Raw genomic sequence first — 23574 nt, 5'->3', positions numbered from 1 at the left:
TGTCCAAGCGGATGAAAAATCGTGATGTAAGTATAACACAACAGCCGCCGTTTCTGCAAGAACTACAGAAGCCGACGGCTGCCAAAAAAATCGCCTGTTTTTTATCTATTTTTTCCCTCTTGACTCCGCGCAACGCCAGATTGCGTCGGACTTTTAAGTTTGATCCCCTGGCGTTTTACATCCGTTCCGGTGCCGAGAATCCCAGCAGGTCGATGCAGGTCTCGAGTACCTCGCGGACGAGATCCAGCAGTGCCAGGTAAGATGCTTTTCTTGCCTCATCCTGCTCACTTAAGATCTTGGTCTCGTGGTAGAAGTGGTTGAACTCGTTTGCAAGCTCGTAGATATAAGCACAGATCTTATGCGGTGCTTTCTCCTCGAATGCGTTCTCCACAACGCCGTTGAAACGGGATACGGAAAGCATCAGAGCTTTCTCGCTGTCGCTCTTCGGTGCCAGGAGTGCGCCTTTCTTCAGTTCATTTCCCTCTTCTTTATATTTTCCGAGGATGGATTTTGTACGAACGATCGTATACAGGATGTACGGACCGGTGTTTCCCTCGAAGGAAGTGAATCTCTCAACATCGAATACATAATCTTTCGATGCCTGGTTGGACAGGTCACCGTATTTAATAGCAGACAGTCCGACAATCTGTGCCGTTCCTCTTGCATCCGTATCTTTTACGCTGCGGTTCTCCACGATCTTCTGATACATCTCATCGTTGATCTCGCCGATCAGACGCTCCAGACGCATAACGCCGCCCTCACGGGTCTTGAACGGTTTTCCGTCTTTTCCGTTCATAGTACCAAATCCGATAAAGGAAAGAACGGTATCATCATTCACCAGTTTGGCTTTTCTTGCACAGCGGAAACACTGTACGAAGTGAAGCTCCTGACGTTTGTCTGCCAGATAGCAGATCTCGTCCGGCTTGTACAGTTTCATACGCTGGATGATGGTTGCCAGGTCTGTCGTATCATACAGAGCTGCTCCATCGGATTTTAAGATCATGCACGGCGGGATCTCTTTTGTGTCTGTCTCTTCTTTGACATCAACAACGAGTGCGCCCTGGTCATAATGTGCATAACCATTGTCTTTCAGGTAATCTACCATGTCCGGAATGTACTCCTGTGCATCGGACTCACCCATCCACAGATCGAAATGAACGTCGAGGTTTCCATAGTTCTTTTTCAGATCGGCAACAGAAACATTCATAATGTGTTTCCAGATCGCACGATATCCTCTTCTGCCCTGCTGCAGCTCTCTCGTTGCCTCGAGTGCACGTTTCTTATAGTCCTCGTCCTCTTTCGATTTGCCGCTTGCGCAAGGATAAATCTCCTCGAGTTCGCTGATCGTAAACGGTGCTTCCTCCGGGTACTCTCCCGTAAAGGACTCATCAAAATAAACAAGCTCCGGATGGCGCTCCTGCAGCTCGGTGATGATCAGTCCCATCTGCAGACCCCAGTCTCCAAGATGAACGTCACCGATCATGTTGTGGCCCATGAAGCGTCCCATACGCTTGATGCTCTCGCCGATGATCGCGGAACGGAGATGGCCGACGTGAAGCGGTTTTGCCACGTTTGCTCCGCCGTAATCTACGATGATGGTTTTCGGATTTTTTGTTTTCTCTACAGAAAGATCTTCATCGTTCTGCATTTTGGAAAGATAATCTGCCAGAAATTCCGGGTTGATTTTCAGGTTGATAAATCCCGGTTTTACGGCTTCAATTTCACCGATCACGCTGTGATCGGTCACTTTTTCTACAACTGCTTCAGCCAGCTGGATCGGTGCTTTGTGGTATGCTTTTGCAGCTGCCATTGCGCCGTTGCACTGGTATTCGCACAGATCCGGGCGGTTGGAAACGGAAACCCTTGCATAGGACGGGTCCATCTCCGCAGCGGTAAAGGCTTTTACCAGCTCTTCCTGGATAAGATCGATCAGTTTTTTCATAATGTTTCCCTCATTTTCTTCTTTACTGCAGAATCATCTGTTCTGCGTTTTGTTTCCGCGCGCTGCGCCGGGCTTCTTCCTCTTCTTTGATGCCGCTTTTCTGATAACAGTACTGGATGATGTCTCTTCTTCGGATGATGCCGATGAAGATTCCCTCGTCATCCACAACTGGAACGAAATTCTGCCGCATGGACATCTCGATCAGGTCCTCGATGTTGCTGTTGATGTTGACGGACTCATAATTCCACCGTTTCGGAACCTGCCAGAGCGGGATATCCTCTGCTTCATGGTAATTCAGCAGATACCGTTCTTTTATGATGCGGAGCAGATCTCCTTCCGTCAGTGTTCCCACGTAGCAGCCCTTTTTGTTCAGTACCGGAACCGCCGTGTATTTATGATATTCGATCTTCTCGATGGCCTGCCGAAGTGAGCAGTCGTCATACAGATAAGCCGTTTCACTTTTCGGTGTGATAAAAAACAAAATATTCATTCGCGTATACTCCTTTTCGTTGGTCATACTCTTGTTTGATTATACCATAAACGAATGTGAAATGTCTTTGAATCTTTCTTATATTTTCATAAACATACCGAATCTGAAACTCGAATGCCTCTTTGCTGCGCCGCAAATTGCGCTTATTTTCCAGTATAACCGACTTTCCGCAAAAAGTAAAGATCTTAAGTTTCATCCGCACACGCCGCACAAAAAATCCGCACGGATCCAGCACCTACGCTGTACCCGCACGGATTTTTCAACTCTTTTTTGTTCTATTCTCTTCGCAGCGCATCGATCGGATTCAGGTTCGCTGCTTTTACCGACGGCAGCAGTCCGAATACGATACCGATCACCATGGAGAAGACCACGGAGAAAATGATTGCCGGAATACTGATCGCCACAGGCGTCTGCGATACCCTCGAAATCACCTGTGCCATGATAATGCCGCCCAGCACGCCGAGCAGTCCGCCGATGCTGGTGAGCACCGCCGCCTCGGTCAGGAACTGGAACAGAATTCTGCGTTTTCTTGCTCCGATCGCCTTTTTCAGGCCGATCTCGCTTGTACGTTCCGTTACAGATACCAGCATAATATTCATAACACCGATACCGCCGACCAGAAGCGAAATGCTCGCGATCCAGATCAGCTGCTGGTTCGTGCTCTGACCTAACTCCTGCAGACTCTTTGCTTTCTCCAGCAGATCCTCTGCCTGATAGGAAAGAGAATCCGTTGTATTGGTCACGGATTCGTTCATGATATCCGCTGTTGTCTTTCCCACCGTGCTCATATCCTCGGTTGTTTTTGCCATCACAACGGCATTTTCCGGCTCATCATACTGGAATACGATCGGCCAGCAGACATCCGGCATCAGCACCAGCGGATAGGATTCCTGATTGTACGTATAGTAGTCCTCCCTGGAATTGATGACCGGCTGGAACGAATCGGCTTTTTTGATCACGCCGATCACCGTGAACGGCTCTCCCATGATCTCGATCGTTTTGCCGACCGGCGACTCATCCGGGAAGAGTGTCAGCACTGCGGTATCGTCGAGGAGGACAACTTTGTGGATCTTCGAGAAATCGCTCTCCACAAAGCCGCGTCCCTGATAAATCTGATAGCCGCACGTCGACAGATAATTTTCATCCACGCCAAGCGCCTTCGCGCTGTCCAGTGTTGTGTTTCCTTTTGCGATGCCGCTCACATACGTTCTTTCGGTGTAAAACGATGCATTTTCCGCCTGATCCTGCTCGCGGATCCGCTTTTTCTGGTCATCGGACAGTTTCGACACGCCGCTTGGCAGTCCGTTGTCCATCCAGTAATTGCCGTCGCCCTGCTTTAAGCTGACGGTCACGTTGTTGTTTCCGGCTCCGATCAGGTTCTGTTTGATCTGCTCATTCGTTCCCTTGATCGTGGAGACAATCGAAATGATCGACGCAATTCCGATGATAATACCCAGCATCGTCAGGAAGGAACGCATTTTGTGTGACCAGATTCCCTGAAAGGAAAGTCTTACATTTTCTAACATGGTGCGCCTCCTTAACTGTTGTAATAATCCGATGAACTGGATTCCTTCGTGTCTGCGCCTTCCACCACGGTTTTGCCGTACGGGAATGCAATGTAATCCTCTTCGGAAAGACCGCTCTTCACTTCGTAATAGCTGCCCCACAGAAGTTTTCCGGTTACCACATTCTGTTTCTTTAATTTATCATTTTCATCCCGGATATAAACGAATTTCTGTCCGTTCTCCTCGCGGATGAATTCTTTGCTGACGTACAGGCCGTTGCCGTTTTCTACATCGTTTCCGACAGTGATTGCAATCTCGATCCAGTCGCCGTTTTCAAAACCTTCTCCGCCCTCCGGGATAACGGCTGTGAACGGGTAGAAGGAGGCTGGTGTCTCGCTGTAGGACATGTAGCTTGTTGTCGGGTACGGGGAAATCTCGGTTACGGTTGCCGCTGCAAAAGCACCCGAAGACCAGGAAGTCACGTTGAGTTCGTCGCCGACTTTTACCTGATCGAGATACGTCTCGCTTAAGTAGCCGCGCACGTACAGACCTTCGTTTCCGCTGACCTGGATAAAGGCGCTTCCGTCGTTGGACGGGTTTTCTGCATTTCCAACCTTCTTTACCACACCGCTGATCGTCGCTTTTACGGTCTGGGAATCCAGGGATTTCTGCGTATTTTTGACTTTGAGTTCCTCTTCCTTCTGATCCAGCTTCAGACCACGGATCTGGCTCTCTTTTTCGCTGATGGCTTTTTTCAGCTCATCTTTTGTGTAGGTCATCTGGGTATCATCACCGGAAGAAGTATTGTTGTTGGCGCTGCTTCCTGTGGATGATGTAAAGAGGGACTGTACCGATGCTTTTTCACCGTAGAATACGGTTTTTGCTGTTGTCTGCACTGCTTCCGGTGCACTTTCACTCTGCGGTTCCGCTTCCGGTTCTGCCGGGACTTTGGTCGGCGTCGGCGTTTCCGTCGGAACTGGGGTCTCGCTCGGCACCGGAGTTTCTGTTGGAACCGGCTCTGTGGTCGGAATCGGTGTTGTACTTGGTTCCGGGCTGACGGTCGGCTCTGGAGTTACACTCGGTCCCGGCGTAACGCCCGGGGTCGGAGTTACACTTGGTGTCGGGGTAATCGTTCCTTCTTTTACCGCCACATTTGCAGTGCTGACTGCCATGGAAGTACCCTTGTCATTTTTCGCTGTCACTTCTACTGTATAGATTCCGGCATCCTCTTTTGTGATGTTTTCTTTTGTGTAAGTATCCTTAAAATCTCCGTCGATTGTCTTTCCGTTGTGTTTCCAGACGTATGTGTAAGTGACATCTGTTTCGGTGTTTTCCGTGGAATCGTCTGTCTCTCCGCTTCCATTTCCGGCTTCACCCGGCTGTGTCACATCGTCCTCGGACGGACTCTCGGTTTTATCATCCGTTTTATCGTCAGCTTTCTCATCCGGCTTCTCTTCGGTATCTTTCTTCTCATTGATTCCGATTTTCAGCTTCAGCCCGCCGCCCTCTGCCACCTCTGTGTTGGCAAGCGGCGTGGTAATTTTTACTTCCGGTGCATCCGCCGACTCGGATTCTTTCAGACTCAGGACTGCTTCATACGAAGTCTCGTATACTTTCGCAATCTTCGTTCCATCCTGCTCCCACACGGTTTCCAGCGCCTCTGCGGCTTTGTTTTCCTCATGAATCTCCAGGCGGAACCAGTATCCTTCGCTGTCCTCTTCTTTTTTCGTTCCCTTTTCATCCGCGTATCCTGCCATCTGATTCAGGAATCCGCCTGTCAGGACTGTTCCCGGTGCGCAGAGATAGGTGTATGGGTCTTCCTGCGTTCCTTCTCCTTTGTATGGTTTGGAACCAAATATAAGCTTATTCGTACTGCTGTACAGAACAGCATCCTCGTACGTCGGCTCCGGTTCCGGGGTCGGAATCGGTTCGTCCGGGAAATCCGGATCGATGGGTTCATCTGGAAAATCCGGGAAATCCGGAAAATCGGGATCTTCCGGGAAATCCGGCTCCACCGGATCCAGCGGGGTATCCGATACCGGTTTTGTCTTTTTCAGCTTTTCCAGTTCTTTTTCACTCTGCTGGATTTTCAGCTTTGTCTGTGCAAGCTGTAACTGCTGCGTTTCCAGATCCAGCTCGATCATGCTGGTATCGTATGTCATCAGCGTGTCTCCGGCATTTACCACATCGCCCTCTTTGACGAGAACCTGGGAAATGGTCTGGCTGTCGGAAAGATAGATGTTCTGGGAAGCCGTTGAGGTGATCTGGCCTTCCATGTTCATGTTGTCTCCCCAGTAACCACTCGTAAAGTCACTGACCGGATACACTTTTACGGTCGTCTTCTGCGCCTGGCGGATGCCGTAATAACCGCCGACACTGACACCGCCCACGGCAACTGCGGTCACAACTGCAATCGCGGCTTTCTTTGCGGCTTTTCCTTTTTTCATGTTTCGGCCACCTCCTTCGATTTCATCATTCCGTCGCGGATCTCCACGGTGCGCTGTGCCATCGATGCGATCTCCGCGTCATGCGTAATCATCAAGATGCTGACGCCCTCGTCGTTCAGGCTCTGGAACAGCTCCATGACCTGTTCGCCGGAATGGGAGTCGAGCGCTCCGGTCGGCTCATCAGCCAGCAGAATTTTCGGATGGTTGACGATCGCTCTTGCAATCGCCACACGCTGTTTCTGTCCGCCGGAGAGCTGGGTCGGTTTGAAACTCATACGGTCGCCGAGCCCCACCCGCTCGAGGGCAATCGCTGCCCGCTCTCTTCTCTCTTTTTTCGGCACGCCCGCGTACGTCAACGGCAGGCATACATTTTCCATTGCGCTCTGTCTTGCAAGGAGTTGGAAGTTCTGGAAGACAAAGCCGATTTTCTGCAGGCGGATGTCCGACATCTGATTGTCACTGCATTTGCTGATGTCCTGTCCGTCGAGGATCAGCCGTCCGCTCGTCGCCTGGTCGAGGCAGCCGACAATATTCATCAGTGTTGTTTTTCCAGAACCGGAAGGACCCATGATCGCAACGTACTCGCCTTCTTCCATGGAGAAGTTGATGTTTTTCAGAACCGGAACCGGGATTTTGCCCTGCATATATTCTTTACAGATATTCTCTAATTCCAGAATCACGGCTGCACCTCCCCGTCCTCCGCCGATCCGGCTTCCTGTGTGTCTGCCGCGTCGTTCTCGCCAGCTTCACCACCGTCGGCGCCGCCGATCACGTTCGTCGTATCTTCCTCACCGCTGTACTCTGCGCCATCCATGGTATTGTCGACCATGCCGTTTTCATCCTGCGTCATACCGTCGTCGACCATTCCATCGTCGTTGTCAAGCATACCGTCATCCATCATTCCGTCATCTTCGCCGCCGGCCGGATTGCTCTGTCCCAGCGAACCATCGGTGCTGACGACGGTCTTCATGCCCTCTTCCAGACCATCCTCCGGGAAGGTGATGGCATCCTCCTCTTTGAGACCATCAGTGATCTGATATTCCATCATATTTTCATCGTGTGTTCCAAGGGTTACACTTCGTTTTTCCAGTTTTCCATTTCCATCATCAGCCCAGACATAAGGATTGCTGTCGATATCGTTGATAAAGTAATCGGACAGCCAGATTCCAGTTTTGACTTCCTGCTGACCGATATCCGGCTCTACGTAAACATGCTGACCGAGCATCAGGCCATTTGTTCCATCGAGCTGTACATAAAACGGATAGTTGCTTGACTGCGTCATACTGTCTCCTGAACTGCTGTAAACGTTATTGCTTCCTGTCCGGGCATTTTCCCGATCAATCTTTGTCACGGTTCCGGTCCAGGTCTGATTCTCATCTACACGAGAATGTACGATCACCTGGCTTCCTTCGGTAATCGAACCGTCGCTCATATTCTGTTCATTGATCTGGCCTTTTACACGGAAATCTCCCGTTGCAAGAACGGTCAGGAAGGAATTGTCGGAGCTGTCACCGGAGTAAGCGCCGGCGCTGCTGTCATCGTTGTTGATTGATTTTACAACACCGGCGATTTCGCTGATCACGGTCGCATTGGTGATGTTATCGTTTAATTTATCAATCTCCGCCTGTTTTGATTTTCCTTCATATTCTTTTTTCTTTAAATCCAGCTCCGCTTCCTGAATTTCCAGTGTGATGCTTGCCTGCTGGTCTTTTGATGCCTGCTTTTTGTCTTTGTAAAGCTGGTTGATATTGGTATTCATACTTGAAAGTTCATTGTTTATGCGTTCCAGATCCAGCTGCGCCTGCTCGAGGTCACTCTGGAATTTCTCGGTATCGTAGGAGAACAGCGGTGTTCCGACCTGAACCTCCTGACCGACTTCCACATAAACTTCCTTTACCTTTTTCTCGCTGTTTTTCTCTACCTTCCAGGTATTTTCCGACTCCACAACACCGGCATAGCGGTTTTCCATTCCATTTCCGGTTCCCAGATTGGTCAGGGCTTTTACAGTATTGACATAGACGACGTTATCGTCCTCTTTTGTACCGTTTCCAAGGAAATGCCATGTCACTCCCCCTCCGGCTGCCGCAAGCACTGCGACTGCACACACAATCGCGATTACTTTTTTCTTCATATGCTTCCTCCCACTTTTCTATTTTACAAATTAATTTTCTGCTTTCCCAAGTTAGTTCTATCGTATCACATTTTGTTTTTTGTTTTCTTACTTTTTCCTTACTCTTTTTTTAGCAAATACTGGCTTTTTCTGAAAATAGATTTTTGTTTTTGTCATTAAAAACCTGCCTCCGTGTTTATGACGGAAAGCAGGTTTTCTTTCGAATCTGTTAGATTTTATTTTTTATGCTACAAGTTTCATCTCCCGCAGAATGCGGTATACGAGATAACAGATCAGCGCTGCACAGACCAGTTTGAACAGAAGCGGAACGACGGCGAACACGATTTTAAATCCAAGCCAGATCACGCCGATCGGGAGAAGAATAGTGGCGCATGCGCCGAGGACTTTTCCTCCAAATTTCAGCAGCAGTCCGACGATCCCAAATAAAATTCCAATTCCGCAGAGCAGACCAAAACAGGTTGCCAGCATGACTAATGTAACTAACATCGTGATCCCTCCTTGTCTTTTTCTCTATGTGTTCCACTTGCTGTGGATGTTTCCGTATCTTTCTTACAAACCATATTGTAGCACTTTTTTCCAGCAAAACAACGGGGAAGACGTGGAAGAATTTCTTAAGTTTTTCTTTACACCGATCGAGTGAAACCTAAAAAAGGACAGACAACGCTGCACTTCTGCAAAATTGTCTGTCCTGTAAATTACAAAATTTTCTTTACTCTTCTATTGTCTCTTCCTCAGCCTGCGGCTCAACCTCAAGACCAAGCTCTTCCAGCTGTACTGCGTCAACCGGTGACGGAGCCTCGGTCATCAGACAGGAAGCATCTTTTACCTTCGGGAATGCGATGACGTCGCGGATGCTGTCCTCTTTTGCCATCAGCATAACGAGACGGTCCAGTCCGTAAGCCAGTCCGGCGTGAGGCGGAACTCCGTATTTGAAAGCATCCAGAAGGAAACCAAATCGCTCATGTGCCTGTTCCTTTGTGAAACCAAGCATCTCAAACATCTTCTCCTGCACATCGTTCTGGTGAATACGAACGCTTCCTCCTCCGATCTCAGTGCCGTTCAGGACGATATCGTAAGCTTTTGCACGAACTGCGCCCGGATCGGTGTCCAGAAGCGGCAGATCCTCGTCCATCGGCATGGTGAACGGGTGATGCATTGCGGTGAAACGGTTCTCCTCATCGGACCACTCCAGAAGCGGGAACTCGGTAATCCATACGAAACGGTACTCGTTCTTGTCGAGCAGTCCCATCTGCTCTGCCAGTTCCAGACGAAGTGCGCCAAGAACGTTCCAAACAATCTTGTTGCGGTCTGCTGCGAAGAGAAGAAGGTCTCCAGCCTGTCCGTCCATGGCTTTGATGAGGGCTTCCATCTGCTCCTCTGTCATAAATTTGGAGAAGGAAGATTTCCAGCTTCCATCCTCATGGATTGCAATGTATGCAAGACCTTTTGCACCGTAACCTTTCGCAAACTCAACGAGCTTGTCGATTTTCTTTCTCGGCATTGCGCCCTGTCCCTTTGCGTTAATACCGCGGACAGAACCGCCGTTTTCAAGCGCGCCCTTAAATACAACAAACTCGGTATCTTTTACGGTCTCGGAAACATCAACCAGCTCCATACCGAAACGCAGGTCCGGTTTGTCGGAACCGAAACGGTTCATAGCCTCTTTCCAGGTCATTCTCTGGATCGGGAGCTGTACCTCAACGCCGAGCACCTCTTTGAACAGGTGTGCCAGCAGTCTCTCATTGACATCGATAACATCGTCTACATCAACGAAAGCAAGCTCCATATCGATCTGGGTGAACTCCGGCTGACGGTCGGCACGCAGGTCCTCGTCACGGAAACATTTTACGATCTGGATATAACGGTCATAGCCGGAGCACATCAGAAGCTGTTTGAACAGCTGCGGAGACTGCGGCAGTGCGTAGAAGCTGCCTGGATGAACACGGCTCGGTACCAAGTAATCTCTGGCGCCTTCCGGTGTGGATTTCGTCAGCATCGGGGTTTCGATCTCAAGGAAGCCTTCTTTGGACATGAACTCACGGGTGAGCATTGCCACTTTGCTTCTCATGATCAGGTTTCTCTGGATGTCCGGGCGGCGCAGATCCAGGTAACGGTATTTCAGACGGAGCTCTTCTCTCGTCTTGGAATCCTCCTCGATCGGGAACGGCGGGGTTTCTGCCTCGGAAAGAATGCGTAAGGACTCAGCCTTTACTTCGAGCTCTCCTGTTGCCAGATTTTCATTGACAGCACCGGAGCGGGCCATAACTTCACCTTCTACGGCAATGACGAACTCGCTGCGCAGTTTTGCTGCTTTCTCAAAACCTTCCTCACTGATCGGGCCGTTCTCAAAGATGATCTGCATAATACCGCTTCTGTCGCGCAGATCGACGAAAATAATTCCGCCTTTATTACGGCTCTTCTGTACCCAGCCCATCAGGGTTACTTTTTTTCCGATATCTGCTTTTGTGACTTCCGCACAGCGGCAGGTTCTCTTCAGGCCTTTCATGGATTCAGCCATTTTCTTGTTCCTCCTATTTGGAACTGCGGACACAAAGAATCTGCATCCGCAGCACATCGTTTTTTCATGCGATTACTATTATTGGATATTCCTTACATTTTGTCAACAAAAAATTCTTCGATCTCAGTGTAGCCCTCGCTGGCAAGCTGCTCTTTCTGGAATTTCTTGTTCTTCTTCATCACGGCGATGTTGATGGCCGTGCCTTCACTTCTCTCTTTTGTCGCCTGCTGAATGATCTTCTGCATTCCTTCTGCCGGCATGTTTTTCTCAATCAGATATGCTTTTTTCTTCTGAGCACCCGGAATCTGGTAATCTCTCTCGAGCAGCAGCATAACGATACGCTCAAATCCGATGGAGAATCCGCATGCGCAGGTCTGGTTTCCGGTGAATTTTCCGATCATTTCATCGTAGCGTCCGCCGCCTCCGACAGATCCGCCGTACTCATCCATAGCGATCTCGAAGATCGGTCCTGTGTAGTAGGACATTCCGCGCACCAGAGTCGGATCGAAAGCGATCTTGAATTCTGCGGTCTTCACGGCATTGACACTGTCGATGATGGTCTTCAGGCCGTCTGCGTACTCTTTGTCAAGGAATCCCTCGAGTTTCTCACGGCAATACTCTACGCCTGCGGTATCCGGGGTGATCTCCTCGAACATTTTCAGGTATTTCTCTACGGACTCTTTTGCAAAGCCGGCTTCCTCGAGCTCTTTGGCAACGCCCTCAAAACCGATTTTATCCATCTTATCGAGGATAATAAATACGGTGTCATAGGACTCCTCCGGGAATCCGCTGTAGGCTGCCATTGCTTTTAAGATGCGGCGGTCATTGATACGGATCGTAAAGTTCTTGAAGTCCAGTTTTCCAAGCAGTGTGGTGGTAGCAAGGATCAGCTCAATCTCTGCAAGGTTGGTCGGCTCGCCGAGGATATCGATATCGCACTGCATGAACTGGCGGTATCTTCCTCTCTGCGGACGGTCTGCACGCCATACATTTCCCATCTGAAGTGCTTTGAACGGGGACGGAAGCTCGTTTGCGTTGTTGGAATAGTAACGGCAGAGCGGAACGGTCAGGTCATAACGCAGGCCGCTGTCTACGAGATCGTTTTCTTTCTCAGCGGTCTCGAGTTTCAGCTTCTCTCCTCTTTTTAAGATCTTGAAAATCAGTTTCTCATTCTCGCCGCCCTGTTTGCTGTTCAGGTTTTCGATGTGCTCCACGCATGGGGTCTCCATGGAGGTAAAGCCGAAGGTTCCGTAAGTTTCCTTGATCAGACGGATCACATAGTCACGGATTGCCATTTCTTTCGGTAAAATATCTTTCATTCCGGTAACCGGTTTCTTTTTTAATGCCATTTTCTGTTTTCTCCTTTATGATTTCCCGGATCAATTCATCGACATCAGAAAGCTCGATCGCTTTCCGGCTGCCGCTGTGGATCACTCTCTGAAATGCCAGGAACATTTTCAGATCGAAATTTTTGACTTCTTCTGTCATAAGCTCCATCGCCTGTTTCCGCGTAAACGCACTCCGGTACGGGCGGTCGGAGGTCAGCGCGCAGTACACATCACAGATGCGTAAGATACGCGCCCCAAACGGAATCTTTTCTCCCGCCAGATTGGCCGGATACCCGGTTCCGTCATAATTTTCATGGTGATACAGAATACTCTCCAGCACAAAATCGGAGTAGCCGCGTCCCTGCAGGAGTTCATAGCCCAGTGTGGAATGGGTCCGCACAAAGCGCATCTCCTCGACGACGAGTGTATCCTGTTCTTCTACGTAATTCTCCAGTACAATCTTTCCGATATCGTGGAGAACGCCCGCTTTTGCAAGCTCATAGCAGATTTCTTTCTCATACCCAAGTTCCCGCGCAAGATCGTAAGCTAAATTGCTCACTTCCATGCCATGGATGAGCTGCTCGGTCAGGGTATAGCGCAGCATGTGAAGCTGCTGACTGGAATTTTCTTTCATTTTGGCAGATACTTCTCCATTCCGATACGTTTTCTCTCGATCATTTCATCGATACGCTCCACGTAGTTTTTCAGATCCTTCACGTTCTCCACCCGCTCAATGCGCTCTCCGTGTTCAAACACGAATTTCGTGGACGCTCCGGCTCCCGCGGCCAGAATGGACTGTTTTTCCTCCATAATGAGGATGTTGTAGATACCTGCTTTTCCTTCGCGGGAGTAGCCGACATTCTCAAAGTTACCCGCCATATTTTTCTGGCGGTACATGTAATACGGTCCCATCTCCATGCGGTGTGCGCTGTCCATCGTCATTTTCATGATCTCGGCAGAGTTTTCAAACGAGATTTCCTGATATTTGTCTTTGAACAGGTTGAGTCTCGTTGCACGCTTTAACGCAAGGGAATGGACGGTCAGGGAATCCGGATTCAGCGCTTCCACTTTTTCCAACGTATGCGCCACTTTTTCCTTGTCCTCGCCCGGCAGACCGACGATCAGATCCATGTTGATGTTGTCAAATCCAAGGGAACGCGCCATACGGAACTTCTCCTCGATCTCCTCCACGGTATGGTGGCGTCCGATCAGATCCAGCGTTTCCTGGTTCATGGTCTGTGGATTGATCGAAATACGGGTGACCGGGAATTTGCGGATGGCTTTTAAGACCTCCTCATTGATCGTATCCGGCCGTCCTGCCTCCACGGTGAACTCCTGCACCTGCTCCATCGGGAAGAGCTCTGTCACTTTCGTGAGCAGGCGCTCCATCTGTGCCGCATTCAGCGTGGTCGGCGTACCGCCTCCGATGTAGATCGTATCAAGGGTGTAATCCTTCATGTTCTCACTGATAAAGATCAGTTCTTTGATCAGTGCATCGAGATACGGATCTACCATATGCTCCCAGCGGCTTAACACATGGGAGCCGAAGGAACAGTACAGGCAGATGCTCGGACAGAACGGGATGCCGATGTACAGGCTGTAACCGTGTTCGTAGTCGATCGTCTTTAAAATGTCCTTTTCCCGGTTGGCAATCGTGATTGCAAGTGCCGTCTTTTCCGGGCTGGTGTAGTAGGTCTCGCGCATGTATTTCGCAATCTCTACATTTGTTTTGCCCTCTTCCAGCATCTTCATCGGAATTTTCGTCGGACGGATGCCGGTAAGGTCGCCCCACGGAAGTTCTTTTCCGCTCACTTTCGAGAGCGTGCGATAGACCATCCGTTTCAGGACATTTTTCGTTTCGTGGCGGTCTTTTTCATATTCCACCGCCTCACACGCGGCAGAAAGCTCTTCGTGCTTCTCATTTTCTATGGAAAAGCAGATCTGGTCTGCCGCGTACAGGATCTTATCATAATATGCAAATTCCCCGTCCGGCGCCCCATCCTCTTCGTACCATGAGGTAATCTCACAGCCCGGATAGAATGCCTTGATCAGGGAATACACATCGTATTCAAAATCTTTTCTGTTAAAACAAAGGCTGATATTAAGCAAGGGGATTGTACCTCTTTTCATGTTCAATCGTAGTTTCATCGTTGTGGCCCGGATACACGGTCACATCCCCGGGAAGCTCTTTTAACAGGCGCTTGGCCGACGCGATCAGCTCTCTGCCGGAGGATGTCGGGAAGTCGTATCTTCCGTAGGACTCGCAGAACAGCGTATCACCGGAAAAAAGTGCTTTCTCTGCCGGAATATAGTAGCAGACACCGCCTGCCGTGTGCCCCGGTGTCGCAAGAACGTGGATTTCAAAGTCTGCGAGATGCAGCACATCGCCCTCTTTTACGGTTTTGTCCGCCTGCATCGTGTACGGTTTGCTCCAGAGCCCGGAAAGATTTTTCTTTGGATCCCCCAGCAGGTGCTGCTCTTTTTCATGGACATAGACCGGGATATGGTACTTTTTCCGCAGTGCATCCGCTGCCAGCATATGGTCGAAATGGCCATGGGTCAGCAGAATGGCCTCCGGGTCGCCGTCGATCTCGTCGATCTGGCGTTCAATCTCCAGCGGCGAATCGCCCGGGTCCACGATCAGCACCTTCTGGCTGTCCGGATTTTCCACAACGTAGCAGTTTGTCGAGAGCATTCCAAGTGCCCGGTAATTTACCTTTATCATACGCTTTTCTCCTTTTTATCCTCTCGATCTCTGAATATCGATCACGCTCTCCACCTGGCGTACCTTCTCGATGATGCTGTTCAGCTCTTCGTTGTTGTGCACGTCGAACGTCACATCGATGGAAGCCGTTCCCTGCTTGCTCGTTCTCACGTTCATCGCCGCAAGGTCGATCTTCCGCTCGGTAAAGATCTTGGAGATATCCACCAGAAGACCGGTACGGTTGTTTGCGTAAACGCTGATCTCCACGGTATAGAGAGAGCCGCCGTTGTCCTCTGCCTGCCATTCAGCATCAATGAGGCGCGCCCGCTCAGATTCCGGCAGATTCAGGACATTGACACAGTCGGTGCGGTGAATGGTCACGCCGCGTCCTCTTGTGACAAAGCCCACGATCTCATCGCCCGGGATCGGATTGCAGCATTTTGAGAAGCGAACTGCCACATCGTGGATACCGCGCACGACGATGCCGCCCTTGCTCTTTCCAACCGGCAGAACTTTCTCTCCGGATGCCGCCTCGAGCACCTGCTCGTCGGTGATCTCTTTTTTATGTTGCTTTTCGTACGTCTCAATCAGCTTGTTGAGGACCTGGCCCTCTTTTAAGCCGCCGTGGCCGATGGCCGCAAGAACGGAATCCCAGTCGCGGAAGCCGTACTTTCTCATGACAGCCTCTTCGTACATCGGTTTCGTATAGATTCCAAGGTTTTTGCCCTTCAGCTTTGCATAGCTGGTGAGCATTTCCTTGCCTTTGACGATGTTGTCCGTCTTGTTCTGCTGGCGGAACCACTGGTTGATGCGGCTCTTTGCCTGGGAACTCTTCGCAATTTTCAGCCAGTCGCGGCTCGGTCCCTTGGAGTTCTGCGAGGTGATGATCTCGACGCGGTCTCCGTTGTGAAGTTCCGTCTCGATCGGCACGAGTTTTCCGTTGACCCTCGCTCCGACCATCTTGTTGCCGACCGCACTGTGGACGGAATAAGCAAAGTCGATGGCACAGGAGCCGACCGGAAGCGTTTTGACATCGCCCGCCGGGCTGAAACAGTAAACATTGTCGGCAAACAGGTCGAGATCGCTCTTTAAGAGGTTCATGAACTCATGGTTGTCCGCCATGTCCTGCTGCCACTCCAGAATCTGGCGCAGCCAGGTCAGTTTTTCCTCTTCCTGCTCCGGTCCCGGTTTCTTGCCGTCGGAGGCCTCTTTGTATTTCCAGTGTGCAGCGATACCGTATTCTGCAATCCGGTGCATCTCATAAGTACGGATCTGAATCTCAAACGGCTGTCCGTTCGGTCCGATCAGGGTTGTATGCAGGGACTGGTAACGGTTTGGCTTCGGCATCGCAATGTAATCTTTGAAACGGCCCGGGATCGGCGTGTACATTTCATGGATGACACCGAGCGCTGCATAGCAGTCTTTGACGGATTCCACGATGATGCGGACCGCAAAGAGGTCATAGATCTGATCCAGCGTCTTATGCTGGTTGACCATCTTTTTGTAGATGCTGAAAAAGTGCTTGATTCGTCCGTTGACATCTGCCTCAATGCCGGCCTGGTGGATATGACGGGTCACCTCTTTTACGATCGCATCGACAAACTCCTGCCGCTGCTCCCGCTTCATGCTGACCTTCTGCACCAGTTCATAGTACGCATCCGGCTCCAGATATTTCAGAGAAAGGTCATCGAGTTCGACCTTGATCTTGGAAATACCGAGGCGCTGTGCGATCGGGGCATAAATATCCATCGTCTCACGCGCTTTTTTCTTCTGCGTCTCCGGCGACCAGTACTGTGCAGTCCGCATGTTGTGCAGACGGTCCGCCAGTTTTACCAGAATAACACGGATATCCTTTGCCATCGCAAGGAACATCTTTCTCAGGTTTTCTGCCTGCTCCTCGACCTTATCCGCAGAATATTTCAGCTGTGCCAGCTTCGTGACACCGCTTACAATCAGGGACACCTCCGGGCCGAACTCCTCGGTCAGCTCCTCTTCGGTCATGACGGTATCTTCGACAACGTCGTGCAGAAGGCCTGCCGCGATCGACTCCTTGTCGAGCTCCAGATCTGCCAGGATAATTGCCACACAGAGCGGATGGATGATGTACGGTTCCCCGCTCTTTCTTTTCTGGTCCTTATGTGCATCCGCTGCCACGCGGTATGCTTTTTCGATCAGGGAAATATCGTCCGATGGATGATATTTTTTCACAGAAGCGATCAATTCCCCGTATAATTCCTCCGGACTTGTAAAATCGTCCGTCTTGCGGATTCTGGCTTCTGCCGCCGCCACATCCTTCTTTAATTCTTCTTCACTGATTCTTTTCTCTTCTTCCATATGTATCCTCCGCTCTCATGATTAACCCCTGCGTTTCGTTGGATACGTTATTTGCCATCGTAACGGATGACAGATTTTACATCATATTTTGCCAGTTTTTCGCGTCCTTTTAAGCCGGCAAGCTCCATCAGGAACACGATTCTGGTTACTTCGCCGCCGAGGCGCTCGATCATTTTTGCACAAGCCTCCACGGTACCGCCGGTTGCAATCAGGTCGTCGATGATGACTACCTTCTGGCCCGGTTTGATGGAGTCTTTGTGCATCTCGATCGTTGCGCTGCCGTACTCTAGGTCATAGCTCTCCTCGACGGTCTCCAGAGGAAGTTTTCCTTTTTTACGGATCGGCACGAACGGTTTGTGCAGATTGTAAGCAATCGGCATACCGAAAATGAAGCCGCGGGACTCGGTTCCGCAGATTACGTCACAGTCTACTTCTTCTACAAAATGCTGCATCTCATCTATGGCAAGCTGCAGTCCGTCTGCGTCCTGCAGGATACTCGTTACATCTCTGAAAATAATACCCGGTTCCGGGAAATCCGGAATACTTCTTACGTAATCCTCTACTTTTTTCATAAAATATTCCTCCGTTTCGTCAAGGTTTGACAATTCACCTTACAGTATAGCATCAATATTCTTCTGCGTCAATTTTGTTTCCGATAGAAAACAGGGCAGAAAAATCAGGTATTTGCGGCTTTTCTGCATCTTTAAAAATAACTCTGGATATTGATCTGTAATTTGTCGCGTCCGTTCCACGTATCGATCGACGGATAGTACGCTACCGAGAGGGTTGGATGTGCATCCACGTATGCGGCGAACGCTTCTCCCTCGCCGAAATAGACACCATCCATCTGGTATCCGCCCGCATCGGCAAGCTGTACTTTCACCACGTTTCTATTCTTTCCAAAAATGCGGTAATTTAATACAGTCAGTCCTTTCTGTGCGAACAGCGGTTTCGTGTTGCCTTTTCCAAACGGCTCCAAGAGGCTTAACTGGCGGATCAGATTTTTGGTGATGTAGGTGATCGGCATCGGCACATCGATCACGACTTTTTCGACGAAATCCTCTTCCGTCAGCGTGGACTTATCGTTCAGTGCCCGGCGGAACGGTTCGATCATCTCCTCTCCTGCGAGGGAAAGGCCCGCAGCCATCGGGTGGCCGCCGAATTTCGTCATCAGTTCTTTGCATTTGCAGAGCTCCTCATACATCGAATACGCTTCGATCGAGCGGCCGGAGCCCTTGACGCCCTCCTCACTTCTGGTGAGTACGAAGGATGGTTTGTGGAAGTGCTCCCGCAGGCGACCTGCGATGATTCCGGCAAGGCTCTCGTGGCAGTCCGGCAGATAGACGACGAGGACTTTGTCGTTCTGCAGCGGGGAGGTTTCCACGAGCTCGATTGCTTTCGCCTCACCCTGGCGCGTCAGCTCTTTGCGGCTTTCATTCAGGTCTTTCAAGTCCCCAGCAAGCTTTGCAGCCTCCTCACGTGTCTTTGCGCAGAGCAGTTTTAACGAATGCTCCGCCGTGTCAAGCCGTCCCGATGCGTTGATGCACGGGCCGAGAACGAAGCCGATGTGATACGGTGTCACGTTTTCCGCCTCGATGCCCTGCACACGGATCAGCTCCTGCAGGCCGAGGTTCTGCGTTTTATGGAGCGCCCGAAGGCCGGCTTTTACAAAAATCCGGTTTTCTCCCTGCAGATCCATCACATCACCGATCGTCGCAATGGCGACAAATTCCAGAAAGCGGAAGCTGTGCTCCTTTGGAATACCTGCTTTTGCCTCCATCGTCTGGATCAGTTTCCATGCGACGGCCGCACCGCAGAGGCCCGGAAACGGATAGGAACAGTCTTTCTGTTTCGGATTGACAACCGCGTCCGCCGGCGGCAGGATGTAGCGGCGTTCTCCGTTTTCATCCTCCTCAAACGGAACCTCGTGGTGGTCCGTCACAACAACCGTCATGCCAAGCTCTTTTGCCAGACGGATCTGACTGCCCGCCGCGATGCCGTTGTCACAGGTGACGATCGTGTCCCGCCCCTCATCCGCGGCAAACTGCACAAGATGCTCATTTAAGCCGTATCCGTCTGCAATCCGGTCCGGGATACGCACATCCGCATCGGCACCGAGATCTTTTAAGCCGGTCAGCAGAATATACGTTGCCGTAACACCGTCGATGTCGTAGTCCCCGATGATGCGGATCGGCTTTTTCTCCCGGATTTTTTCTGCGATCAGATCTGCCGCGCGCTCCATATCCTTCATCAGCAGCGGATCGTGGAGCTGCTCCAGATCACCGAAGAGATACTCTTCGATCTCTTTCTCCCCGGTCACATCCCGGTTCCGGATCAGGCGGGCAATGACGGGATCGATGCCGAACCGGTCCGCAATTGCCTGGAAATCGGCGCGTTTTGCCGAAACTACCCAGCGTTCTTTCTTCATATGTTCTCCTCTTTCCTGTTAGCAGGAAACGCCGGACTTTTCCGGTCCGGCGTTTCTCTTTTTATGGTTTTTGCTGCTTTTATTTATTTTTTGTCTTATTCTGTACTGCTTTGGACGGCACATATTTGTTTTTTCCAACGTGCTTCATCACATACCACAGGGCACCTGTGATGCAGACAGAAGTGTAAGCTCCGCATACGATACCAACCATCAGAGGTGCTGCAAAGTCGCGGATGGAAGAAACTCCCATCACGAACAGAACAAAGATGGTGATAAAGGTGGTGAGGGAACTGTAAATGCTTCGGGTCAGGGTGTCCGTGATGCAGCGGTCAACCAGAGACTCGATCGGCTCTCTCTTTAACTCCGGCAGATTCTCACGGATACGGTCGAAGATGACGATCGTACTGTTGATGGAATAGCCGAGGATCGTCAGCATACACGCGATAAAGGTGCTGCCGACCGAAATACGGGATACCACATAGAATCCGAATACAATGGCGATATCGTGCATCAGTGCAAGGATGGCACTCGATGCAAAACGGATGTCGCGGAAACGGATCCAGATGTACAGCAGCATGCAGACTACAGCGATGATAACTGCTTTCATCGCATTCTGGCTCATCTCTTTACTTACAGTAGAAGAAATGTTGTCGAAAGTGATTTCAGAAGTATCGACACCGAAATTGTCTGCCATTGCCTGGTAAACCTGCTCACGCTCTTCCAGAGTCAGAGAACGTGTTTTGATGATGACATTGTTGCCTCCGACAACCTTTGTCATCTGAATATTGGAATCTTTTGTCACGCCTTCCACAACCGGCTCTACCTCTTTGTCCAGCTCTTCGATGGAGTAATCCTCGTTGAACGGAACGTTGATGGAAGTACCGCCCTTGAAGTCAAGGCTGAAGTTCAGTGCGCTTCCCTTTGTCTGATGCATGAAAATCATGCTGGCCGGAACGGCAAGCAGCAGAATGCAGGAGATCGTGAAGAAAATCTTTCTCTTTTCCACAAATGGAAATCCCTTGCGCTCTTTCTTGGTTCCGTAGTATTTCGCATCCTTCAGTCCCATACCGTACAGGCTGTTGACCAGCAGTCTGGAAACAACCATGGCGCTGAACATGGAAAGAACAATACCAAGAGCAAGTGTCATGGCGAATCCGCGGACACTTCCGCTTGCGAGTGCATACAGAACGGCTGCTGCAATCAGAGTCGTTACGTTTCCGTCCAGGATGGCGGAAGCTGCCTTCTTGAATCCGTCGCGGATTGCTGCATGAACCGTCTTTCCGGCACCGATCTCCTCCTCGATACGGGCGTAGATGATAACGTTCGCATCGACTGCCATACCGATCGACAGGATAACACCGGCGATACCAGGCAGAGTCAGGGTCAGGTCAAATGCATTTAAAGAAATCAGGTTCAGCTCAACGTAAATGAGCAGTGCCCATCCGGCTGCAATACCAGGCAGGCGGTATACAACTGCAAGGAAGATGATGATCAGGATAATGCCGATCGCTCCTGCTTTCACGCTGGTGGAAACAGCTGCAGATCCAAGCTGTGCTCCAACGACGCTGGAGTTGATCTCCTCAAGTTTCAGGGAAAGGGAACCGATACGGAGGGTGGATGCCAGGCTGGTTGCTTCATCCCAGTCCATGTTTCCGCCGGAGATGACTGCAGTACCATCGGAAATCACAGCGTTTACACTCGGTACACTGACGAATTTCTCATCATAGTAGATACCGATGCTCTTTCCTGCGCTGTAGGCTTCCTGGGTTGCGTCTGCAAATTTCTGTTTTCCTTCGTCGGTCATTTTCAGCTGAACGACGCTCTCGGTTGCTTTTGTGGTGGAGTTCTGCTGATGCATAGCTTCTGCGCTCTCCACATCTTTACCGGTCAGAACGACGGAGCCGTCCTCCTCGAGCTCTTCGATAGTTTTTCCGTTCAGAACGTACTCGCCGGTCGAGCTGTCGTAGGTGTAGTTTTCTGTTCCGTCATCGTTGGTCTGTTTGATGAAATACAGGCTTCCCGGTTTACCCATCTCTTCCAGAATGGTGGTTGCATCGGTTGCACCCGGGATTTCAATGGTAATACGGTTGTCGCCCTGCAGATACACCTGTGCCTCTTCGCTGTACTGCTGCGCACGCTGTTCCAGCTTGTAGCGGGTATCTGACATTTCTTCGTCTGTCGGGTTGTCCTTTACGGCCTGATAGGTAATGCTGACACCGCCGGACAGATCCAGACCCAGGTTGATGTTCTTCATCGAACCGGTTCCGGTAGGACCCCATCCTTTGATCATCGTCCATCCAAGAAGCACTGTTACAATGGCTGCCAGGACGAGTGCGATGATACTCTGTTTCTTCTTCATCATGTCGCGATTTTCCTCTTTTCTTTAATCTTCGGCCAGAGCTGCCTTTATCATCAATGCACACTCGATCCGTTTCTGCTGCATCTTGCATCCGATCTCGTAAACATCGTTGATCTTACCTGTGAAATTGTAGGAGTTTGCCGCGCATCCGCCGCTGCAGTAGAACCGTGCAAAGCACTGGCTGCACTCCTTCTTGGAATAAACGTTGCATTTTTTGAATTCGTTGACAGTTTCTGTCTTTTTCACGCCTTCGTAAACATTTCCGAGGCAGAAATCTTCCTGTCCTACGAACTGGTGGCACGGATAGAAATCGCCCCACGGTGTTACCGCAAGGTACTCGGTTCCGGAACCGCAGCCGGAAAGACGTTTATAAACACATGGTCCGCCGGTCAGATCGATCATGAAATGGAAGAAATTGAAGCCTCTTCCTTCTTTTTCTCTCTTGATCATCTCTCTTGCCAGAATGTCGTACTGTTCGAAAATCACCGGAAGGTCTTCCTCGCGGATCGCGTAATCCTCGGTCGGAGGTGCTACAACAGGCTCCACCGAGATCTGTTTGAAGCCGAGGTCTGCCAGATGGAGGACGTCGGCAGCAAAGTCTGTGTTGTAATGCGTGAAGGTTCCGCGCACATAGTATTTGTCCTGATGACGGAGTTCAGCGAATTTCTGGAATTTCGGCACGATCAGATCGTAGCTTCCGGCACCTTTGCGGAACGGACGCATGTGATCGTGAACTTCTTTTCTTCCGTCGATACTTAATACGACGTTGCCCATCTCCTTATTGCAGAACTCCATGACCTCGTCGTTTAAGAGAACACCGTTGGTGGTCAGGGTGAAACGGAAGTTCTTATTATGTAACTTCTCCTGCTCTCTTCCGTAGGCTACGAGCTGTTTTACAACATCCCAGTTCATCAGCGGTTCACCGCCGAAGAAATCTACCTCGAGGTTTCTTCTGCTGCCGGAGTTTGCGATCAGGAAATCAAGCGCTTTTTTGCCGACTTCCAGGGACATCAGCGCACGTCTTCCGTGGTACTCGCCCTCTTCTGCGAAGCAGTAACGACAGGCAAGATTGCAGTCGTGTGCGATATGGAGGCAGAGTGCTTTTACGACGGTCGGACGGTTGGAAAACTGATCGATTGCGTTTTCGTAGATATCTTTGGTAAAGAGCATGCCGTTGTCTGCAAGTTCCTGAATTTCTTCTCTGGCTTCGGTGATGTCCTGCTCGGCGTATTTACTGCTAAGCGCCTCTGCTGTCTCTTCTGCATTTTTTCCTTCGTTCATGCAGGAAAGGACATCGTATACGCAGTCATCCACAACATGGACGGAACCGCTGTTGACGTCCAGCACCATGTTGAAGCCATTGCTTTTATATAAATGTATCACTGTGG

The 23574-nt window shown here is 50.4% G+C and carries 17 protein-coding genes; all 17 read right to left on the bottom strand.

What is annotated here, in order from left to right:
• Positions 1–175: 175 nt before the first annotated feature.
• Complete coding sequence (gene argS, locus I2G42_RS03830) at positions 176–1942, bottom strand: arginine--tRNA ligase (protein WP_055227599.1); 1767 nt, start codon at positions 1940–1942, stop codon at positions 176–178.
• 22 nt (positions 1943–1964) lie between these two features.
• Positions 1965–2432 carry a CBS domain-containing protein gene (locus I2G42_RS03825; RefSeq protein ID WP_022461147.1) on the bottom strand — a complete coding sequence of 156 codons (468 nt, stop codon included), beginning with the start codon at positions 2430–2432 and terminating at the stop codon, positions 1965–1967.
• A gap of 275 nt (positions 2433–2707) precedes the next feature.
• Positions 2708–3958: an ABC transporter permease gene (locus tag I2G42_RS03820; protein ID WP_055227601.1), complete on the bottom strand. Its 1251-nt coding sequence runs from the start codon at positions 3956–3958 to the stop codon at positions 2708–2710.
• Positions 3959–3969: 11 nt separating this feature from the next.
• Positions 3970–6384, bottom strand: a complete 2415-nt coding sequence (locus tag I2G42_RS03815) for a biotin/lipoyl-binding protein (protein WP_055227603.1) — start codon at positions 6382–6384, stop codon at positions 3970–3972.
• A complete protein-coding gene (locus I2G42_RS03810; protein WP_022461144.1) occupies positions 6381–7064 on the bottom strand; it encodes an ABC transporter ATP-binding protein in 684 nt (227 codons plus the stop codon). The genes I2G42_RS03815 and I2G42_RS03810 overlap by 4 nt, the downstream gene beginning before the upstream one ends.
• A complete protein-coding gene (locus I2G42_RS03805; protein ID WP_055227605.1) occupies positions 7061–8515 on the bottom strand; it encodes an efflux RND transporter periplasmic adaptor subunit in 1455 nt (484 codons plus the stop codon). The genes I2G42_RS03810 and I2G42_RS03805 overlap by 4 nt, the downstream gene beginning before the upstream one ends.
• Positions 8516–8737: 222 nt before the next feature.
• On the bottom strand, positions 8738–9001 hold the full coding sequence (locus I2G42_RS03800; RefSeq protein WP_022461142.1) for a hypothetical protein: 264 nt from the start codon (positions 8999–9001) through the stop codon (positions 8738–8740).
• Positions 9002–9224: 223 nt separating this feature from the next.
• A complete protein-coding gene (gene aspS, locus I2G42_RS03795; RefSeq protein WP_055227607.1) occupies positions 9225–11033 on the bottom strand; it encodes an aspartate--tRNA ligase in 1809 nt (602 codons plus the stop codon).
• A 92-nt stretch (positions 11034–11125) separates the two neighbouring features.
• Positions 11126–12382: a histidine--tRNA ligase gene (gene hisS, locus I2G42_RS03790; protein ID WP_055227609.1), complete on the bottom strand. Its 1257-nt coding sequence runs from the start codon at positions 12380–12382 to the stop codon at positions 11126–11128.
• Positions 12315–12995: an HD-GYP domain-containing protein gene (locus tag I2G42_RS03785; RefSeq protein WP_070103204.1), complete on the bottom strand. Its 681-nt coding sequence runs from the start codon at positions 12993–12995 to the stop codon at positions 12315–12317. Before I2G42_RS03785 ends, hisS begins: the two co-directional genes overlap by 68 nt.
• Positions 12992–14491, bottom strand: a complete 1500-nt coding sequence (gene hemZ / locus I2G42_RS03780) for a coproporphyrinogen dehydrogenase HemZ (RefSeq protein WP_055227610.1) — start codon at positions 14489–14491, stop codon at positions 12992–12994. The genes I2G42_RS03785 and hemZ overlap by 4 nt, the downstream gene beginning before the upstream one ends.
• Positions 14463–15086, bottom strand: coding sequence for an MBL fold metallo-hydrolase (locus I2G42_RS03775; protein ID WP_055227612.1), 624 nt, complete (start codon positions 15084–15086; stop codon positions 14463–14465). Before I2G42_RS03775 ends, hemZ begins: the two co-directional genes overlap by 29 nt.
• 15 nt (positions 15087–15101) lie before the next feature.
• Positions 15102–17399 (bottom strand): RelA/SpoT family protein, encoded by a 2298-nt coding sequence (locus I2G42_RS03770; protein ID WP_022461136.1) that lies wholly within the window; start codon positions 17397–17399, stop codon positions 15102–15104.
• A gap of 47 nt (positions 17400–17446) precedes the next feature.
• Positions 17447–17971, bottom strand: a complete 525-nt coding sequence (locus tag I2G42_RS03765; protein ID WP_022461135.1) for an adenine phosphoribosyltransferase — start codon at positions 17969–17971, stop codon at positions 17447–17449.
• Positions 17972–18102: 131 nt separating this feature from the next.
• Positions 18103–19827, bottom strand: a complete 1725-nt coding sequence (gene recJ / locus I2G42_RS03760; RefSeq protein WP_055227614.1) for a single-stranded-DNA-specific exonuclease RecJ — start codon at positions 19825–19827, stop codon at positions 18103–18105.
• A gap of 79 nt (positions 19828–19906) precedes the next feature.
• Entirely contained in the window at positions 19907–22186 is a 2280-nt protein-coding gene (locus I2G42_RS03755; protein WP_055227688.1) for a protein translocase subunit SecDF, read from the bottom strand.
• 24 nt (positions 22187–22210) lie between these two features.
• Positions 22211–23569 (bottom strand): thioether cross-link-forming SCIFF peptide maturase, encoded by a 1359-nt coding sequence (gene scfB, locus I2G42_RS03750; RefSeq protein WP_022461132.1) that lies wholly within the window; start codon positions 23567–23569, stop codon positions 22211–22213.
• Positions 23570–23574 lie beyond the last annotated feature (5 nt).

Origin of the sequence: Fusicatenibacter saccharivorans (genome assembly GCF_015557635.1) — a bacterium.
In the GTDB taxonomy this organism is placed as follows: domain Bacteria; phylum Bacillota; class Clostridia; order Lachnospirales; family Lachnospiraceae; genus Fusicatenibacter; species Fusicatenibacter saccharivorans.
Note: the sequence above shows the minus strand (reverse complement) of the source record. Positions and strands in the feature narration are given on the sequence as shown.

Excerpts from the sequence above, each read along its gene's own strand:
- aspS (WP_055227607.1), bottom strand. The coding sequence starts at position 11,033 with ATGGCTGAATCCATGAAAGGCCTGAAGAGAACCTGCCGCTGTGCGGAA.
- I2G42_RS03755 (WP_055227688.1), bottom strand. The coding sequence starts at position 22,186 with ATGAAGAAGAAACAGAGTATCATCGCACTCGTCCTGGCAGCCATTGTA.
- I2G42_RS03805 (WP_055227605.1), bottom strand. The coding sequence starts at position 8,515 with ATGAAGAAAAAAGTAATCGCGATTGTGTGTGCAGTCGCAGTGCTTGCG.
- I2G42_RS03825 (WP_022461147.1), bottom strand. The coding sequence starts at position 2,432 with ATGAATATTTTGTTTTTTATCACACCGAAAAGTGAAACGGCTTATCTG.
- I2G42_RS03800 (WP_022461142.1), bottom strand. The coding sequence starts at position 9,001 with ATGTTAGTTACATTAGTCATGCTGGCAACCTGTTTTGGTCTGCTCTGC.
- I2G42_RS03775 (WP_055227612.1), bottom strand. The coding sequence starts at position 15,086 with ATGATAAAGGTAAATTACCGGGCACTTGGAATGCTCTCGACAAACTGC.
- I2G42_RS03815 (WP_055227603.1), bottom strand. The coding sequence starts at position 6,384 with ATGAAAAAAGGAAAAGCCGCAAAGAAAGCCGCGATTGCAGTTGTGACC.
- hisS (WP_055227609.1), bottom strand. The coding sequence starts at position 12,382 with ATGGCATTAAAAAAGAAACCGGTTACCGGAATGAAAGATATTTTACCG.
- I2G42_RS03765 (WP_022461135.1), bottom strand. The coding sequence starts at position 17,971 with ATGAAAAAAGTAGAGGATTACGTAAGAAGTATTCCGGATTTCCCGGAA.
- I2G42_RS03785 (WP_070103204.1), bottom strand. The coding sequence starts at position 12,995 with ATGAAAGAAAATTCCAGTCAGCAGCTTCACATGCTGCGCTATACCCTG.
- I2G42_RS03820 (WP_055227601.1), bottom strand. The coding sequence starts at position 3,958 with ATGTTAGAAAATGTAAGACTTTCCTTTCAGGGAATCTGGTCACACAAA.
- argS (WP_055227599.1), bottom strand. The coding sequence starts at position 1,942 with ATGAAAAAACTGATCGATCTTATCCAGGAAGAGCTGGTAAAAGCCTTT.
- I2G42_RS03770 (WP_022461136.1), bottom strand. The coding sequence starts at position 17,399 with ATGGAAGAAGAGAAAAGAATCAGTGAAGAAGAATTAAAGAAGGATGTG.
- hemZ (WP_055227610.1), bottom strand. The coding sequence starts at position 14,491 with ATGAAAAGAGGTACAATCCCCTTGCTTAATATCAGCCTTTGTTTTAAC.
- recJ (WP_055227614.1), bottom strand. The coding sequence starts at position 19,827 with ATGAAGAAAGAACGCTGGGTAGTTTCGGCAAAACGCGCCGATTTCCAG.